The sequence below is a fragment of the Parapedobacter lycopersici genome, from assembly GCF_040395035.1.
Taxonomy (GTDB): Bacteria; Bacteroidota; Bacteroidia; order Sphingobacteriales; family Sphingobacteriaceae; genus Parapedobacter; species Parapedobacter lycopersici_A.
Window position 1 is genome coordinate 1 of the sequence record NZ_JBEBRB010000016.1, and the last position, 16,825, is coordinate 16,825.

Annotated in this window: 11 protein-coding genes; 4 read left to right on the forward strand and 7 right to left on the reverse strand. The window is 53.8% G+C overall.

Annotation, left to right across the window (positions count from 1 at the left end; translation table 11 throughout):
• Nucleotides 1-341: 341 nt before the first annotated feature.
• The 3 genes from ABWO75_RS05470 to ABWO75_RS05480 all read left to right on the forward strand — a co-directional run bounded on the left by ABWO75_RS05470 (nt 342) and on the right by ABWO75_RS05480 (nt 4,706).
• Complete coding sequence (locus tag ABWO75_RS05470; protein ID WP_353183369.1) at nt 342-1,505, forward strand: sialidase family protein; 1,164 nt, start codon at nt 342-344, stop codon at nt 1,503-1,505.
• 149 nt (nt 1,506-1,654) lie between these two features.
• Nucleotides 1,655-2,974 (forward strand): acetylxylan esterase, encoded by a 1,320-nt coding sequence (locus tag ABWO75_RS05475; protein ID WP_353183371.1) that lies wholly within the window; start codon nt 1,655-1,657, stop codon nt 2,972-2,974.
• Between the two features lie 88 nt (nt 2,975-3,062).
• Entirely contained in the window at nt 3,063-4,706 is a 1,644-nt protein-coding gene (locus ABWO75_RS05480) for an FMN-binding glutamate synthase family protein (RefSeq protein ID WP_353183373.1), read from the forward strand.
• Here ABWO75_RS05480 and ABWO75_RS05485 read toward each other — a convergent pair whose 3' ends face one another.
• The 3 genes from ABWO75_RS05485 to ABWO75_RS05495 form a co-directional block, all read right to left on the reverse strand.
• Nucleotides 4,707-5,819 carry an NAD(P)-binding domain-containing protein gene (locus tag ABWO75_RS05485; protein WP_353183375.1) on the reverse strand — a complete coding sequence of 371 codons (1,113 nt, stop codon included), beginning with the start codon at nt 5,817-5,819 and terminating at the stop codon, nt 4,707-4,709.
• A gap of 127 nt (nt 5,820-5,946) precedes the next feature.
• Nucleotides 5,947-6,504 (reverse strand): NADPH-dependent FMN reductase, encoded by a 558-nt coding sequence (locus ABWO75_RS05490; RefSeq protein ID WP_353183377.1) that lies wholly within the window; start codon nt 6,502-6,504, stop codon nt 5,947-5,949.
• 194 nt (nt 6,505-6,698) lie between these two features.
• On the reverse strand, nt 6,699-8,486 hold the full coding sequence (locus ABWO75_RS05495; RefSeq protein ID WP_353183379.1) for a PQQ-dependent sugar dehydrogenase: 1,788 nt from the start codon (nt 8,484-8,486) through the stop codon (nt 6,699-6,701).
• Nucleotides 8,487-8,785: 299 nt separating this feature from the next.
• On the opposite strand from ABWO75_RS05495, the gene ABWO75_RS05500 reads away from it, so the two are divergent.
• Nucleotides 8,786-9,508, forward strand: coding sequence for an SDR family NAD(P)-dependent oxidoreductase (locus ABWO75_RS05500; RefSeq protein ID WP_353183381.1), 723 nt, complete (start codon nt 8,786-8,788; stop codon nt 9,506-9,508).
• Between the two features lie 62 nt (nt 9,509-9,570).
• Here ABWO75_RS05500 and ABWO75_RS05505 read toward each other — a convergent pair whose 3' ends face one another.
• From ABWO75_RS05505 to ABWO75_RS05520, 4 genes are all read right to left on the reverse strand, one after another.
• Entirely contained in the window at nt 9,571-11,175 is a 1,605-nt protein-coding gene (locus ABWO75_RS05505) for a SusD/RagB family nutrient-binding outer membrane lipoprotein (RefSeq protein ID WP_353183383.1), read from the reverse strand.
• 42 nt (nt 11,176-11,217) lie between these two features.
• Nucleotides 11,218-14,640 (reverse strand): SusC/RagA family TonB-linked outer membrane protein, encoded by a 3,423-nt coding sequence (locus tag ABWO75_RS05510; protein WP_353183384.1) that lies wholly within the window; start codon nt 14,638-14,640, stop codon nt 11,218-11,220.
• Nucleotides 14,641-14,780: 140 nt separating this feature from the next.
• Complete coding sequence (locus tag ABWO75_RS05515) at nt 14,781-15,926, reverse strand: FecR family protein (RefSeq protein WP_353183386.1); 1,146 nt, start codon at nt 15,924-15,926, stop codon at nt 14,781-14,783.
• A 141-nt stretch (nt 15,927-16,067) separates the two neighbouring features.
• On the reverse strand, nt 16,068-16,655 hold the full coding sequence (locus ABWO75_RS05520) for an RNA polymerase sigma-70 factor (protein ID WP_353183388.1): 588 nt from the start codon (nt 16,653-16,655) through the stop codon (nt 16,068-16,070).
• Nucleotides 16,656-16,825 lie beyond the last annotated feature (170 nt).

Genomic DNA, 16,825 nt, shown 5'->3' on the forward strand with positions numbered 1-16,825 from the left:
TCCGGCATGAGTCCGGGTATTTATCGATGAAAACTGGACTCACTCTGGACTCACTATGGACTCACCCTGGACTCACTCCGAAGAAGGTGCTGTCAGCATATACACCCGGTCCCGAACCGGTATGCTTTTGCAAGGTCAAATCAATCAGCAGACAGCAGAAATGGTTTACGTTTAGTTGCTGAACCAAAGGTAATGGTTTACATGCTTAATCCCAAATTTGCTGCGTTTCAGTGAGATGCAAATCGCGCTGCCAGATGCTTCATGGAAGGACTGACCGGACGGTGTCGGTATAAAATAGTATATTGCAGTTTGATAGACCTTTTTGCACGAACATGTCAAAAATGAATAAGAAGGATAAAAACGATCTCGTTATCATAGGGCTGTTTATTGCAGTTGTTTTCTCATCGTGTTCAGGGACCCCATCGAACACGGCAGATCAGCCAAACGATGTCACCGGACGGTACCGTCTTCCCGCGTTGGTGGATTCAACTAATGGCGCTTACTTGCGGGGTGAGCTTATCTACTCACTGGACAACAGGCCCGCCCCACAGAGTCACGCTTCGACCATCGTGGAAACACCGGAAGGCATGGTCGCCGCTTTTTTTGCCGGCACCCATGAAGGCAATAATGATGTGGGCATCTGGGTTTCGAGGTTAGTGGACGGGAAATGGACAAGCGCTCAGGAGGCCGCCAACGGCATCCAAAACGACACACTGCGGTATCCCTGCTGGAATCCGGTGTTGTTTCAACCCGAAGGCGGAGACCTGATGTTATTTTATAAGATTGGTCCCGGGCCGCAAACCTGGTGGGGCATGGTGATGACTTCGGCGGATAACGGACGCTCGTGGTCCGAACCGCGGAAACTGGGTGAAGACCCGAAGATCGGATCATTGCTGGGGCCGATAAAAAATAAACCGATACAGCTGCATGATGGGACGATTATCAGTCCAACAAGTATCGAATATCCGAAAGGAGACGGCGCGGACCAGGACTGGCGGGTTTATTTTGAGATCAGCAAAGACCTGGGACGTGCCTGGGAAGTGGTAGGGCCGATTAATGACGGTGTTGAATTTGATGCCATTCAGCCCAGTATACTCACCTATCCCGGCGGCAGGCTTCAGGTGATCTGCCGTACACGGCAGGGCGTGCTGGCGGAAAGCTGGTCGGATGATCAGGGTCGTACATGGAGTGCGATGACCGCCATGGACTTGCCCAATCCGAATTCAGGGACGGATGCAGTGACACTGCGTGATGGCCGGCAGCTGCTGGTATACAACCATTCCACGAAAGAGGGAGAAGAACCTAAAGACCGGAATATCCTCAACGTGGCGGTGTCGGCGGACGGAAAGAACTGGACGCCGGTAATGACCCTTGAAAACGAGCCAATCGAAGATGGTTATGCTTATCCGGCGGTTATACAGGCCTCCGATGGGTATGTACACATCACCTATACATACAACAGAAGGTCAATCAAGCATGTTGTACTTGATCCTTCGGGCATTTAACCATTGTACGTATGCATTCATCGTGGTAATGTGTAGGTACTAAGTAACATGGCGGCATCGCCAAACACAAACAACATGCCGCATTTGACAATGGTTTTTTTATATTCGCATGGAGATCGTAATCGTCTTTAACCACCAATTTTATAACCATGAACAGAATTGTATTCATCCGTATGTTTACCGCTACCTGCGGGCTGCTTTTCCTTTCTTTATGGGGTGTTGCGCAAACCCAGTCGCGTTCCGCCCAGTTGATCCAGGTACTGGTAACCCCTAATAAGGCAGACTGGACCTACGCATTGGGGGAGGAGGCCTCCTTTGAAGTAACGGTATTGAAGCATCAGGTACCGGTTGAAAATGCGACCGTTAGCTACCGGATCGGGCTGGAAAAAATGCCGCCGACCCAATCGGGTGAAGCCACCCTGTCTTCCGGTACCGTCGTGGTAGGCAAAGAAGCCACGCTGGACACCCCGGGTTTTCTGCGGTGTGAAGTACGTGTCACGGTTGACGGTGCGGATTACCGGGGATTTGCCACGGCCGCCTTTGCACCGGAATCCATACAGCCTACCCAGCAGCTTCCCGACGATTTCTGGACCTTTTGGAATGCTGCCAAAGCCGAGGCTGCCAAGATTCCGATGGATGCAAAACTGACGCTGCTTCCCGAGCGTGGCACGGAAACAGTGGATGTATATGAAGTTAATATCCAGAACTACGAGCTGGGTACCCGGCTATACGGTATCCTCGCGCGCCCGAAAAAGCCGGGAAAATACCCGGCTGTGCTCCAGGTGCCGGGTGCTGGCATCCGTCCTTATGCCGGCCTCATTGAGCTGGCAGCGGAAGGCGTGATTACGCTGCAGATCGGTATCCACGGTATGCCGGTCACCTATGAGACCGGCCTTTACAACGACCTGGGTGCCGGTGCACTCCGCGGCTATCAGTTCTTTAACATGGATGACCGCGACCGGTATTACTATAAACGGGTATACCTGGGCTGTGTGCGTGCCATTGACTACCTTTTTTCGCTTCCCGAGTTCGACGGCAACAACCTGGCCGTCTGGGGAGGCAGCCAGGGCGGCGCGCTGGCGATTATTACGACAGCATTGGACAATCGGGTGAAGTACCTGGCTTCGTTTTACCCGGCACTGAGTGACCTCACCGGATACCTCCATGGCAGGGCGGGCGGATGGCCGCACATGTTCAACGAAACGAATGCGCCGTTTATGGCCAAGGACGATAAAATTGCCGTGTCGGCCTATTATGATGTGGTCAATTTCGCGCGCTCGGTAAAGGTACCTGGCTTTTACAGCTGGGGCTATAATGACGAAACCTGTCCGCCCACCTCATTTTACGCCGCCTACAATCAGATAAAGGCTCCGAAGGAACTCTACCTCGTACAGGAAACGGGACACTGGACGTTTCCGGAACAGCAGACGAAGGTGCAGGAGTGGCTGGTTGAGCAACTGCGGCGGTAACGCCCGGACAAATGCCCCAATGATTTCAGGGGGACAGCGCTGCGGATATCGCCTTTGATTACTGACTAAAATTTCCCAAATTTGGGAAATGCGCAGTAAATTTCTTTTTGGGGCCGTCATTATCCTGGCGGTAATCGGCCTCGTCAGCATGTGGTGGATACCCGTGCTGTGGAGCTTGGTTATCGTTTTGCCATTGGTGACACTGGGGGTGGCTGATATGATTCAGACCCGGAAAGCCATCCGTCGGAATTTTCCGCTGTTCGGCCGGCTGCGTTACCTCTTTGAAAGCATCCGACCGGAAATACAGCAGTATTTTGTCGAAAGCGATACGGCCGGCCGGCCTTTCAACCGGCTGCACCGCAGCCTGATTTACCAGCGTGCTAAGCGGGAGCTGGATACCACACCTTTCGGTACACAGCTCAACGTATACGACAACAATTACGAGTGGCTCAATCACAGCATTAATGCGCTTGATTTCTTCAAGATCAACGAACACCCGCGTGTGGTGGTGGGCGGCCCGGAATGCACACAGCCATACTCCTCAAGTGTGTACAACATATCCGCAATGAGCTACGGTTCGCTGAGCAAGAATGCGATCCTGGCGTTAAGCGAGGGGGCTAAAATCGGAAACTTTTACCACAACACCGGCGAGGGCGGCCTAAGCGATTATCACCTCGCAGGGGGCGGCGACCTGGTCTGGCAGATCGGGACGGGGTATTTCGGTTGCCGTCACCCCGATGGGAACTTCAATCCCGAGGCGTTTGGGATAAAGGCACAGCATCCGCACGTGAAGATGGTGGAGATCAAACTCTCCCAGGGAGCAAAACCGGGCCATGGCGGCATATTGCCGGCAGCTAAGGTAACCGAAGAGATTGCCCGTATCCGGTTGGTGGAAATGGGAAAAGAGGTGGATTCACCACCGTATCACCGTGCATTTAATACGCCGATTGGCCTGCTTGAATTCGTCAAGCAGCTACGCGAACGCTCCGGCGGAAAGCCGGTGGGATTTAAGCTTTGCATTGGGCACCGCAGCGAGTTTGTCGCCATTTGCAAGGCCATGATACAAACGGGTATTTATCCCGATTTTGTAACCGTTGACGGGGGCGAGGGCGGTACCGGCGCGGCGCCCCTGGAGTTCTCCAACTCCGTGGGCATGCCGTTGCGCGATGCACTCGCCTTTGTATACGACTGCCTCACCGGGTTTGGTCTCAAGCAGCACATTAAGATCATTGCATCGGGCAAGATTGTCACGGGATTTGACCTGGTCAAGTATTTTGCACTGGGCGCCGATATCTGCAACAGCGCCCGGGGCATGATGATGGCACTGGGTTGCATCCAGGCACTGGAATGTAACAGCAACACATGTCCTACAGGGGTAGCGACGCAGAACCCGGAACTCGTGAAAGGGCTGGTTGTAGCCGATAAGAAGGTGCGCGTTGCCAACTTCCATCACGATACCGTAAAGAGCGCGGGTGAATTGATGGGAGCTGCCGGCATAAAGCACCCGGATGATATCCACCGGATTTATATCCATCGACGTGTTTCCGCCAATCGCATTGAAACGTACCTGGATAGTTATCCCTATATCCCCAGCCGTTGCCTGCTGCAGCCGCCTTATCCCAAATCCTTTGAGCTGCTGATGAAGGTCAGTCGCGCGGAATCCTTTGAACCCAGCTTTGAAGATGTCGATTTCGAAAAATATGCCTGGGCGAAGAAACCAATGACGGGCTAGCTACAGCCCCAGGTGCTGCATCAGCTCGCTGGCTGCCGCACGACCGGCACGGTTTGCACCGATGGTGGAGGCGGAGGGACCATAGCCCACCAGGTGAATGCGCGGATCCTTGGCTACCTGCGTGGCCAGCCTGCCAGCCATGACGATGCCGCCATTGGGTTCGCGCAGCATCAGCGGAAGCAGGTGGTCAAGCGAACTCCGGAAGCCAGTACACCACAGGATCACATCGGCATTGACCGTGCGGCCATCGGGCCACCGTACGCCCTGTTCGGTGATTTCGCTGAACATGGGCTGCCTGTTGAGTACGCCGCGGGCCCGCATGGCCGTGATGGCCGGCGTCAGGGGGAGCCCGGTGACGGACACGACGGAAGCAGGGGGCAACCCGCGCCGTACCCGGTCTTCGACCATTGCCACGGCTGCGCGGCCGTCTTCTTCAGTAAAAGAACCCTCCCGGAATGCCGGAGGCCGCCGCGTGACCCATGTCGTGGTCGTTACCCGGGAAATTTCGTCAAGCAGCTGTATAGCGGAAATGCCCGCGCCAACGATGACTACGTGCTTGTTGCGGAAGGCATCCGCGGAGCGATAATCCTTCGTGTGCAATTGGGTGCCCTGGAACCGCTGGGCACCGGGATACTCAGGGATATATGGTGTTTCCCACGTCCCGGTAGCATTGATGATGCCCCGGGCCGAAAAGAGTCCCCGGTCGGTTTCCACCCGAAAGCGGTCACCCCGGTCGCAGACGACCACCACCTTTACCGGCCGGTAAACCTGCAGGTCAAATGCCCGTTCATACGCCTCGAAATAGTGGGGTACCGCCACACTGGCCCGTACGGTGGTATCCCCGTCCGCTATCGTATCGGCAAAGCGCATGCCCGGCAGGTCGTGGATGCGGTTGACCGTGCTCAGTGTGAGCGACGGCCAGCGGTGCTGCCAGGCTCCGCCCGGGCGGGGCGACTGATCGAGCACAACAAAGCCCTTGCCGGCCGGCACACCCAATTTGCTGAGGTGATAAGCCGAAGACAGGCCTGCCTGCCCGGCACCGATAACCACAATGTTGGTTTTGTATGTTGCCTGCGTCGATTGTCCGGGAGATGAATGGGAATGCGGAACCATATCTTTGGTGACTAAAATAGCAACAAAATGCCGAAGTACAAAGATCGAATGACGGCAGGTCGCAACAACCGGTTATACCCGTTTGTGCAGAAATCCGGCTTCCGTGGTAATTTGCCGCAAGTCGTCGCTAATCCGGCAGGTTTTTGGCCACCCAGGCGGCGAAGGCAGTGATAAACTCCCCGAGAAATTTCCGGGTTGATTCCTTGACCAGCTGGTCGTTACTGTCGAACAGCTCGTTGGCATTTCCGATATAGGCTTCCGGCTGCTGCATGGCCGGCATATTCAGGAATACCAATGCCTGCCGCAGGTGATGGTTGGCGCCAAAGCCGCCGATGCTGCTCGGTGAAACGCTCACAATTGCCGCTGGTTTTCCGTCCCACGTGCTTTGGCCATAAGGCCGCGAACCCACGTCAATGGCATTTTTAAGTACCGAAGGAATCGAACGGTTATATTCAGGTGTTACGAAGAGGATACCGTCGCTCTCCCGGATTTCCTTTCGGAACGCTGCCCATTCGGAGGGTGGAGATTGGTCCAGGTCCTCGTTGTAAAGTGCCAGCTGGCTGATGTCCACCACATGGAGTTCAAGCGACTGGGGCGCCAGCGCGATCAGCGCATGGGCGATCTTCTTATTCAGGGACGCCTGCCGCAGGCTGCCCACACAAACGGCTATGTTGTATGTTTTCATACCTATATAAGCGCAAATAGGTGCAAAAGGTTTTCTGTGGATTCAGCTAAGGACGGCCCGGGCGGACCAGTATGCGGATCTGCCGGGTGCGTTGCGGTTAGCGAGAGTGGGGCAGGACCCGTTGTCTGTACCAAAAACACAGCCGGGCTGCCTAAAAAGGTAGCCCGGCTGTGGCTGGTACGCTTGTGATGTGGCTATTTTGCTGTTTCTTTCCGTACCGCGGCAACCTCATCGGCGGTTACCGGGCTTGACGTGTTGCCAAAGTTTGACCGCACATACGTTAATACTTCGGCCACCTGGGCATCATTCAAAAAGCTTCCATGCGCCGGCATCGGCTCCTCATAGGGTAATCCCCGCACGGTAATGGGACCGGAGAGACCGTTTAGGACCACATTGATGAGCCGGGTTTTGTCGCCATTTACCCACTCGGATTTTTCAAGCGGCGGAAAACGGCCGCCATCGCCCTTGCCATCGCGTTGGTGGCAAGCCCGGCAGTACATCATATAAACCGCCGCGGCATCGACGGGGCGTCCACGGTCCAGGTTATCTGCTACGGGATCCGGATCCTTGATATTTGCTGCAGTAGCTTTGCGTTCGGCCATTTTGGCGAGCTGGGCTTCACCGAAACCATCCTTGTCGCCTTTGTACATGATGCGCCAAACCCGACCCTGTTCCGTATCGCTCACGTAGATGGAACCATCCGGACCTTCAGCGAGACCCATGGGGCGGTAGTGTGCATCGCTATTGCTGACGATCGTATCAAGTCCCGCAAAGCCATCGGCAAACACTTCCCAGGGGCCGGAGGCTGCGCCGTCCTTCATCGGTACGAACGCGATGATGTAGCCGGCCTGCGGATACGGTGCCCGGTTGGTGGAGCCGTGGAGGGCTACGAATACCCCTTCCTTATAGCGCGCAGGAAATTGATTTCCCTTGTAAAACAACAGGTCGTTCGGTGCAAAGTGGCCCGGAAAGCCCACAATGGGCTTCGTCAGCTTTCCACCATTCGCTTCATTTTTGTTGCCGCCATATTCCGGGTTGAGCAGTTTTTTGCCCTGTATTTGATCGTAGTAGTAATAAGGCCATCCACCGTCGAGCCCTTCGTGTACGCGGAAGAGTTCTTCGGCAGGCAGTACGGCACTTTCCCAGGGGGAATACATACCCGGCCAAAGCATTTTGAAATTGTCGCGGCCGTGCGATACGGCATACAGGGAGTTGGAATTGCTGTCCCATTCCATGCCGACGATGCTGCGCAGACCGGTAGCATAGCGTGTGCCGTCTTCCTGACGTTGGTTTAACGTGTTTTCGTTGAATTTCCAGATGCCGCCATGGTCCAGCAGCTGCGGACACCCTTCACCGGGTGTGGCAGGGTCAGCTACTCCCTGGCCTTTTGATCCGGGCTGGCCGTCGGAGCAGTCGTCCGAGCCGGCTCCCCAGCCCACATACATATTGCCCTGGCCGTCGAATGCCACCGGCTTGGTCTGGTGTGCATGGCTTGGCGGATTATCAATAACGATGGTATCCAGCTTGCTGTCCGGTACCAGCTGTCCCGGTTTCAGCTTATAGCGATAAACGATCAGGTTGGAACTGAAATACAGGTAGCCGTTATGGATGCGCATGGCCGTTCCATACTGTCCGCTTTCGTATTTGCTGAAATACACGATGCTGTCCGCTTTTCCATCGTTGTCAAGATCGCGCATGGCGATGTTGCCGTAGCCATCCGTGCGCGCATGCAGCCGCACTTTTACATAGATGTCGCCGTTGTCGTTAACGGCGAGGTGCCTGGCGTAGCCATTGAGGCTGTCGACCACTACCAACGCATCGAAACCGTCGGGGAGGTAGAGCCCGCCATTATCCGGATCGCCCGGCGGCAGTTTGGAACCTGTCTGGCATTGCACGAAAAAAAATACGGTAAAAAGTACCCCTAAGGCCATCAGTAAACGGGTGGCTCTCCACGGGTGAAGTGATTTAAAATAGGCAGTCATTTTTAGTTAGTTGTTATCATGAAGTTAGTAAAACGCAGCAGGTGCTGTTCCATGCAATAGCGAACGGGAATTGTTCCACGGGCATTAACTATCGTTCATCACAGGGTGGTGTGCGTGCATGGTTAGTATCTGCAGGCTAAACTACATATTCCCTTCGTTTATTCCAAATGATATTGGCCGAAATATGCGTTCATTTTCCGGATATTGCCGGTTAAAAAACAGCAAATTCAGTTGGATGTAACGGCTGGGAAGTCGCGTTGTTCTGTATCTTTACATCGGAAATCCAGTATGGTATGCGTATGGAAAAACAAAAGATCATCGTTGTCGGGGCCAGTTCCGGTATCGGGCGCGCGCTGGCCGGTATCCTGGTGTCGGCGGGTCACGCTGTAGGCGTTACCGGTCGACGTGCTGAACTGCTCGAGGAGGTGGCGGCCACCTGCCCGGAACGTGTGTATGTGCGGGTATTTGACGCGACTGACACGGCGGTATGCGGGGCGGAACTGGATGCCCTGGCTGCGGCCATGGGGGGCGTGGATGCCGTGGTAATCAGTGCGGGCGGGGGGGATGTCAACGAACAGCTGGACTTTGCCCTGGAACAGCAGATGATCCGGCTCAATGTACTGGCTTTCACCTGTATTGCAGACTGGGCTTTTACCCGTTTTCTGGCACAGGGTTATGGACAGCTGGCGGCCATTACATCGATTGCGGGAATCCGCGGCAGCCGCCAGTCGCCGGGCTACAGTGCGGTTAAAGCATACCAGATTAATTACCTGCAAGGATTGCGGCAGAAGGCGCGGAACGTGCAGCCCGCCATTGCGGTAACCGACATCTGTCCGGGGTTTGTGGCCACGCCCGGCGCGAAGTCCCCCAAAAGATTCTGGGTCGCTCCGGTTGATAAGGCCGCGCGCCAGATTTACCAAGGCCTGCGGCGGCGCAGCAGGGTGGTATACATCACGCGGCGCTGGCGCATCATTGCGATACTGTACCGGTGGTTGCCGGACTGGCTGCATGAACGGCTATAAAAAAGCGGGCACCCCTTATGAAAAGGGGCACCCGCCGCAACCAATTATCACAATCTTTATCCCTATTCCTTATCCCACCAGATGCGGGTCATGAACAGATCCGGTCCCTGATGCTGGATAGCTGCATTGTAGTTTTCCGTGTTCAGGCTGATTTCCGTATCGGGATACATGAGCCGACGCTGGATCTTTCCACCGGTTTCGTTACCCGGATAGTCCGTCGGTATCAGGTTGGGATATCCCGTCCGCCGCCAGTTGGCATATACCTCGATGTTGTTCATGAACAGCGACGCCCAGAACTGGGTATGGATCTGTTTCATTTCACTGTCGAAACTGCCGGGAGTATACGGATTGTCTGCCAGGTAGCCGTTAGCGGCAACCAATGCCTGGTTGGCATCCATCGCATTGGGGTACAGTTCCTGGGCCTGGAAGGCAGCACGAACACCCGCCTCGTAATGTTCCTTTGCCGTACCCGGTCCCCAGCCGCGTAGGGCGGCCTCGGCGAGCAGGTATTCCACTTCGGCGTAGCTCTGGAAAATGGTCGGCGCTTCCAGGTGCGCAATGGTATGGATATTGATTTCCGAGTATTCCTGTTGCATGTTGTCGGTCCAACCGGGTATCAGGTCCTGGATGGAGGTGTAGTCATAACCACCCGGCAGGCCCTTCTGCTTTTCAGGCGACGACTCAGCAGGCAGTTTGGTGATGTCAATATTGCCCTGCCATAGCGTAGCGTAAAAAGGTAACCGCGGGTCGTTGGTCGACTTCAAATAATCAATAAACGTTTTATTAAGCTTCGAGAAGCCCTTGCCCTGAGCGGAGGGTGGCACGCCTTCGGCCGTTTGCAGCTGGCGCGAGTTCCAGTTCCAGTTGGTTCCCGAACCGGAAGTATGCTCCAGTCTGGCAATGTCGGCATTGCTTTGCATGACGCCGGCCGCGATGGCCTTCTTCACCCAGCTTTCCGCAGCCGCCGGATCTACCTTCGTCATGCGCATGCCCAACCGCAGCATCAGTGAATGGGCAAAAACACGCCATTGCTCCACGTCCCCGCCATACAGAAAGTCGGCAGCACCATACGACGGCTTTGCCGGATCGAGCGCGGCGGCCGATTCTTCCAGTTCCTTCAGCATATCGGCATATACCGCTTCCTGGTTATCATATTTCGGCTTATAAGTGCCATTGATATAACCCAGGCCAGCCTCAAAGTAGGGGATATCCCCGTACATATCCGTTACCCGGTGCAGGATGTATACCCGCCATATCCGGGCGATGTTGTGCAGGTTGGACTGCTCCGGATCATCGGCGGTAAGTTCCAGGATCTGTACAGGTTCCTTCAGTTCAGTGCGGTACGCGGTATTCCAGAGCCCGTTATTGTAGTCGGGTTTATACAGGTACTTGTCGCCCGTCCACTGCCACGGATTGAGTGAGGCGAAATACTGGACAAAGCAACCTGCTTGTTTGGAATTGGGATAGAGTGTATTGCCGTCTCCCACGCCCGCGGTGCGAATGATCGCAGCCGAAAACAGGTTGCCGATTACGGGTTCCGTAAACGCATTGGGGTTCCGGTTCATCTCTTCGAAGCCCTTGTCGCACGAAGACAACAGCAGCACAGCCGCCGTGCCCAGGCCGAAGGCCATCTTTGAAATTCCTTGCTTGATGTGATCTATCTTCATGTCTTGAATGTTAAATGTTATGATACTTCAGCTGATTGACCGTTAGAACCTGACCATCAGGTTCAGTCCAAAGCTGCGTGTAGGCGGTACCCCGAAATTTTCCAGGCCCTGTGAATTTCCGGCCACGCTGTAGCTTGATTCAGGATCCACGTTGTCCACTTCGCTATATAAAAGCAATAGGTTACGGGCAACGAGCGACAGGCTTGCCGATTGCAGCGGCGTGCCCGCAAGCAGGCGTTGCGGCAGGCTATAACCAAATGTCAATTGGCGGAGTTTAACAAAGTCGGCTCCCGAAACAAAGTCTTCGGTTAACGTGAATGCCGTGCCCTGGAAATATTCCTGTGCGGGAATGACCCGTTCAAACGGATTGCCATCCTGGTCTACCCCGGATACCGCTACACCCGATTCCCGTACGCCGTTTTCCACCGTGCGTTTGTGCAGGCCATAGTTGGTTGCATAAGCATTGGTTGACGTATACAGTACGCCGCCGAATTTTCCGTCGAGCAGGATGCCAAGCGAAAATCCTTTGTACCGGAAGTCGTTGGATAAGCCCAGGGTAAGCGGTGGCACACCGCGTCCGAGTGCTTCCAGCGGTCCGCGCAGCGGCAATCCGTTGCCACTGTTGTACACCACGTTGCCATTTTCATCACGCAGGCGACGGTAACCGGCAATCATGCCATACGGCATACCTTCGTAGTGATATACATACGCATTCTGCGTGCGTGGCTGTCCGCCAGCCAGGCTGTTCAGGTCGTCCGAAACTTTAATTACCTTGTTGTCGTTGTAGGCCATGTTGAGGCTCACATCCCAGTTCAGGCCTTCCGGTACCTGTATAGGTGTTCCGGTCAGCAACACTTCGATACCGCGGTTGCGCATTTCACCCACATTGAGGCTTACGTTATTGTAGCTCGCGCTCGGTGGCACGGAAGCGCTGACGATGTCATTGGTCGTCGTCCGGTCATACACCGTAATGTCCGCACCTAAACGGCTATCCAGCATCCGCAGTTCCACACCGGCTTCGGTAGTGGTTGAGGTGTAGGGTTTCAGTGCGTTGGGAATTGTATTTCCGTTGATGGTCATAATAGGCTGTCCCAGGTGCGGAATAGAACCAGCGGTATATACGAGGTTCAGGCCGTACGGGCTTGGCGCGCCGCCACCCACCTGTGCCCAGGAGGCACGCAGTTTGGCGAAGCTTAACCATGCCGGGCGGGTGCCCATCGCTTCCGACAGCACGAAGCCAACCCCCACGGAAGGGTAGAACAGGCTGTTGCTTTGGGGCGAAAGCGTGGAGAACCAGTCCTGACGTCCGGTTAGGTTCAGGAACAGGTAATTGTTAAAACCGAGGTCAGCCGACCCGAACACGGAATTGATTGCCCATTCCGAGAAATCTTCCGTAAAGGTCTGGCTGCTGCCATTGCTGATGAAGTACTGGAACGGTACGTTAAAGTTTCCGCTGTTCAGCGATACGCCGCGGGCCTGGTTATACATCTGGTTACCACCAATCATGGCATTTACGGAAAACTGGCCGAATGTTTTATCGAATCCGATCATCAACTCGGCGTTGGTCTCGTAAAACACGTCCTGATCCTTGGTCATGGCGCCGAATTGATTGTATAGGATGCCGCTCGGCGTGATGTTTTCGGCATTTCGGCTAATGTGGTCCATACCCAGCCGGCCACGGGCATACAGGTAATCGGTAAAATTATACCGGGCGCTGAAGGAACCGATGAACCGCTTGCGGTCGTCGCCGTTCCGCACTTTGTTGACGGCAAAATACGGATTGGTAACGAAGTTATAATCGTTCCATGGCGTTTCAAAACCATTCGCGTCATATCCCGGAGCCAGTGTCCGTACGTCAAGGCTCGTGGCCATTACGCCGATGGATGCGTTGGGATTCGCCGTAAAGTCGGCGATAGCCGTACGGTTTTTCGCTTCTTCAATGCTGTATTGTGCACGGCCTTCGAAGAGGATCTTATCCGACAGGTTCGCATTGGCGCTCAGGTTAAATGTTTTGCGGTTCAGCTTGGAATTGGGCACGATACCCGCGTTGTCCATGTTGGACACCGAAAAGCGGAAATTCAGCGCCTCGCTGCCGCCGTTGAGGGCCAGTGTATTGGAGAAGGTGCTTCCCAGGTCGTAGAAATTTTTGACGTTATCTTTCTGGGCCACATAAGGACGCATTACGCCGTCGTGCTGGATGACCGGTTCGCCGTCAAGCGGGGCGCCCCAGGACATCCGGCCGTTGGCAACAGCTTCGCCCTGTGTGGTAGGCTTCAGTCCGCGGGATCCGGAACCATAGTCAAACTGATAATCGGGAATAGCCAGCGGCGATTCCATGGTGTAGGTGGAATTGAATTCCACGCCAATACCCTGTTGCGCGCGACCGGATTTAGTCGTGATCAGGATGACGCCATTTGCTGCGCGCGAACCATAAAGCGCCGCGGCCGTTCCGCCTTTAAGCACGGAGATGCTCTGGATATCATCGGGGTTGATGCTGATCAGGCCATCGCCCATATCGCGCCCGCCAAATGTACCGGGTGTGCCTTGGTTTGCATTATTAATGGGAATGCCGTTGACCACATAAAGGGGCTGGTTATCGCCGCTCAGTGAGCCGTTACCGCGGATGATTACGCGGCTTGAACCGGCCGGCCCGGTTGCCGAGCTCGAGGCGTTGACACCCGCGATCCTGCCCGACAGGGCATTACCAAGGTTGTTTTCACGAGCCTGGGTAAATTCCTCGCCACCTACTTCGGTGACCGAATAAGACAGCGACTTCTTTTCACGGGTAATGCCGAGTGCGGTTACCACCACCTCGCCCAGTGCTTCATTGGCCGTCACCAGCTGCACGTTTACGGTGCTGCGCCCGTTTACGTTGATCTGCTGGCTGTCAAAGCCGATAATCGAGAACACCAGTACGGCATTTCCGCTGGCTGCATTGAGCTGGTAAACACCCTGGGCATTGGTTGTTGTTGCCGTAGCGGTGCCTTGCACACTTACCGTTACCCCTTCCAGCGGTTCGCCCGTGTCACTGGTAACTGTTCCCGAAATCGCCTGCTGCAGCACGGCGCTTGGCACATTCGCTCCAGTACTGTTGAGCCTCATCGTCGGTTTCCGGTGGATTAATACTGTCGTATTCTTGATTTCGTAGGTTAGCGGCTGGTTGGCGAGCACATTTTTCAGTACCTGATCCAACGGTTGCTGTTTTACGTCCAGGGTCACCGGGTTTGCCTGCCTCAGGTCTTCCGACACATACAGGAAATCATAGCCGGTCTGCTTAGTGAGGGTCCGGAATACTTCACGCAACGAAACGTTCTTTACCTGGATGCTCACCTCCTGGGCGAGTACATTGGCATTTACCTGCACCACGCTGATTAATAGGCATAACACGGCTAATTTCATGGCAAGAAGTGATTTGAATAACGCACGGTGCTTATTCCGTACGAATACCATATTTTTCTTATACATTTGCAATTAGGTTAAATAAATAGCGATTGTTAGTAGCAATTCGTTGTTGCCTAAACAGGTCCTGAACTTTTCAGGCATCGGCCGGCGATGCGCCCACATTGCCGGCTTTTTTGTGGCAACAATTTTTTGGGTATGCGTAATTACATGCTTACAATAACCCTCCTTTCCGTTAACTGGAAATGCGCGCCACTGAGCGCTTCCAAGTGATTCAGTAATTCCTGCAGTCCTTTCGACCGTAGGTAAGTACCTCCGATTTTCTTATAGTTGCCTTTGCCCTTATATTCGATATCCACGTTGTACCAGCGCGCGATATCGTTCATGATGGTCTTGATGTCCAGGTCTTCAAATACGAAATATCCCTTGGTCCACGCCAGCGCGTAAAACGGATCCACATTGAGTTTTTCGATTTCATCGTTTTCGAAGTTGCTGATCGCCTGCTGGCCAGGGGTCAGTACCAGCCGGGTTTTATTCTTAGATACGATGACGCCACCCTCGACCAATGTGGTCTTTACCTGTTGCTGGTCGTGGTAAGCCGAAATGTTAAAATGTGTACCCGTTACTTCGATTTCATTATCCAATGCCTGCACGATAAACGGCTGCGCGCGGTTGTGGGCCACTTCGAAATAAGCCTCTCCGGTTAAGGTAACGGTCCTGGTTTTGCCTACAAATACCGCTGGATATACCAGCGTAGAGCCCGAATTGAGCCACACTTTAGAGCCATCGGGCAGCGTGAGCTGGTATTTGCCACCACGGGGAATGCTGATGGTATTTTTGGCTACGTTACCGTCTTTATCCAGTGGAATGGATTCATCGACTTCGTAGACCAGTTCGCCGTTATCCATTTTTTTGATCATTACCCCGTTTTTATTGGACAGCAGGCCATTATCCGCTTCATCCAGCCGGATGGTTGAGCCGTCGGCGAGCGTGAGCAATGCCGCGCTGGATCCGGGATCCACCGCCTCGCTGGTATAAAATTTTTCGTATTGGTCTGTTGATTGCCGCCCGGCATACAGCCACGCCAAGGCACTGAACAGGCAAAGTAAGCATGCTGCGGCGACGGGGCGCAATACCGCCTTCCGCCGGTACCATTTCGGTGTAAAAAGCGTGCGGTCCAGCCGATGATATAGCATCTCCCGTACGGCAGTGCGCTCTTCCTCGCTTTGCCATACCGGTTCGTCGCATTCCGCCTGTTCGGCCAGCCATTGCAGGAGTAGTTTTTTCTCCGCTTTGGTGCAGGTATTCTCCTCGTACCGCTTTAATAACGCCAATACGTCTTCTTGCTTCATTACCTTGGTTAGTTTTGTCAACTATAGGTAAGTGTAATAAAATGCTGTTTGGTAGTAGGAAAAATTAAAATATTTTTAACCTATTGGTTATTCAGGGTTAAAATAGCCGGTTAAGCGGAAATAAGGCCAGGCTTTGGCGGTTTATTTGAACCATGCATTTACCATCAGGAAAACGAGCAATGGCAGGTAGTGGTTGGTGATCTTCAACCGCAGGAGCTTCAGCGAGTTGCTGATCTGTTTCTTTACTGTCTTATCCGAGAGCTGTAATTTTTCGGCTATTTCCTTGTAAGAAAGATTTTCGTGGCGACTCAGGGTAAAAATGACCCGCATTTTTTTAGGGAATTGCTGTATCTCATCGTCGATAAGCTGCTGTAATTCGTCAGCCATCAGCAATTCTTCCGGACTTTGTTCGTGGCGGGTCAGAAATGCGGCGAGGGAATCGGCATAATCTTCACGGTGAATATGCTTCCGGATATATTGCAGGGATTTATAACGGGCAATTGCAAATAGGTACGCCTTCAGGGATTGTACGGCAGGTACCTGCTGGCGCTGTTCCCACAACGCGATAAATGTTTCCTGCACGATATCGATGGCATCTTCTTTATTCTGGATTGCCCGGGCCGCATAAAGAAACAGCGGTTCCCAATACCCTTCATAGAGCAGCGCGAACGCCGACCGATCGTCGCCATCCGCAAGGAATCCGATAAACTGTCTTTCAAAATGCTCCATGAATGGACAATTGGTTAAACGGCTTGCTTATTGCCAAGTCCCGTCGTTACCCCTCAGTAAACCACCACTTAATTTATTAGGCCCGTATATATTGGCATTCAATATTACGAATTGATTTTTAAACTGGAAAAAATAAGCTGCAATATCTTTTTACTAACCTTCGTTTGACG

Excerpts from the sequence above, each read along its gene's own strand:
- ABWO75_RS05470 (WP_353183369.1), top strand. The coding sequence starts at position 342 with ATGAATAAGAAGGATAAAAACGATCTCGTTATCATAGGGCTGTTTATT.
- ABWO75_RS05475 (WP_353183371.1), top strand. The coding sequence starts at position 1,655 with ATGAACAGAATTGTATTCATCCGTATGTTTACCGCTACCTGCGGGCTG.
- ABWO75_RS05480 (WP_353183373.1), top strand. The coding sequence starts at position 3,063 with ATGCGCAGTAAATTTCTTTTTGGGGCCGTCATTATCCTGGCGGTAATC.
- ABWO75_RS05485 (WP_353183375.1), bottom strand. The coding sequence starts at position 5,819 with ATGGTTCCGCATTCCCATTCATCTCCCGGACAATCGACGCAGGCAACA.
- ABWO75_RS05490 (WP_353183377.1), bottom strand. The coding sequence starts at position 6,504 with ATGAAAACATACAACATAGCCGTTTGTGTGGGCAGCCTGCGGCAGGCG.
- ABWO75_RS05495 (WP_353183379.1), bottom strand. The coding sequence starts at position 8,486 with ATGACTGCCTATTTTAAATCACTTCACCCGTGGAGAGCCACCCGTTTA.
- ABWO75_RS05500 (WP_353183381.1), top strand. The coding sequence starts at position 8,786 with ATGGAAAAACAAAAGATCATCGTTGTCGGGGCCAGTTCCGGTATCGGG.
- ABWO75_RS05505 (WP_353183383.1), bottom strand. The coding sequence starts at position 11,175 with ATGAAGATAGATCACATCAAGCAAGGAATTTCAAAGATGGCCTTCGGC.
- ABWO75_RS05510 (WP_353183384.1), bottom strand. The coding sequence starts at position 14,640 with ATGTATAAGAAAAATATGGTATTCGTACGGAATAAGCACCGTGCGTTA.
- ABWO75_RS05515 (WP_353183386.1), bottom strand. The coding sequence starts at position 15,926 with ATGAAGCAAGAAGACGTATTGGCGTTATTAAAGCGGTACGAGGAGAAT.
- ABWO75_RS05520 (WP_353183388.1), bottom strand. The coding sequence starts at position 16,655 with ATGGAGCATTTTGAAAGACAGTTTATCGGATTCCTTGCGGATGGCGAC.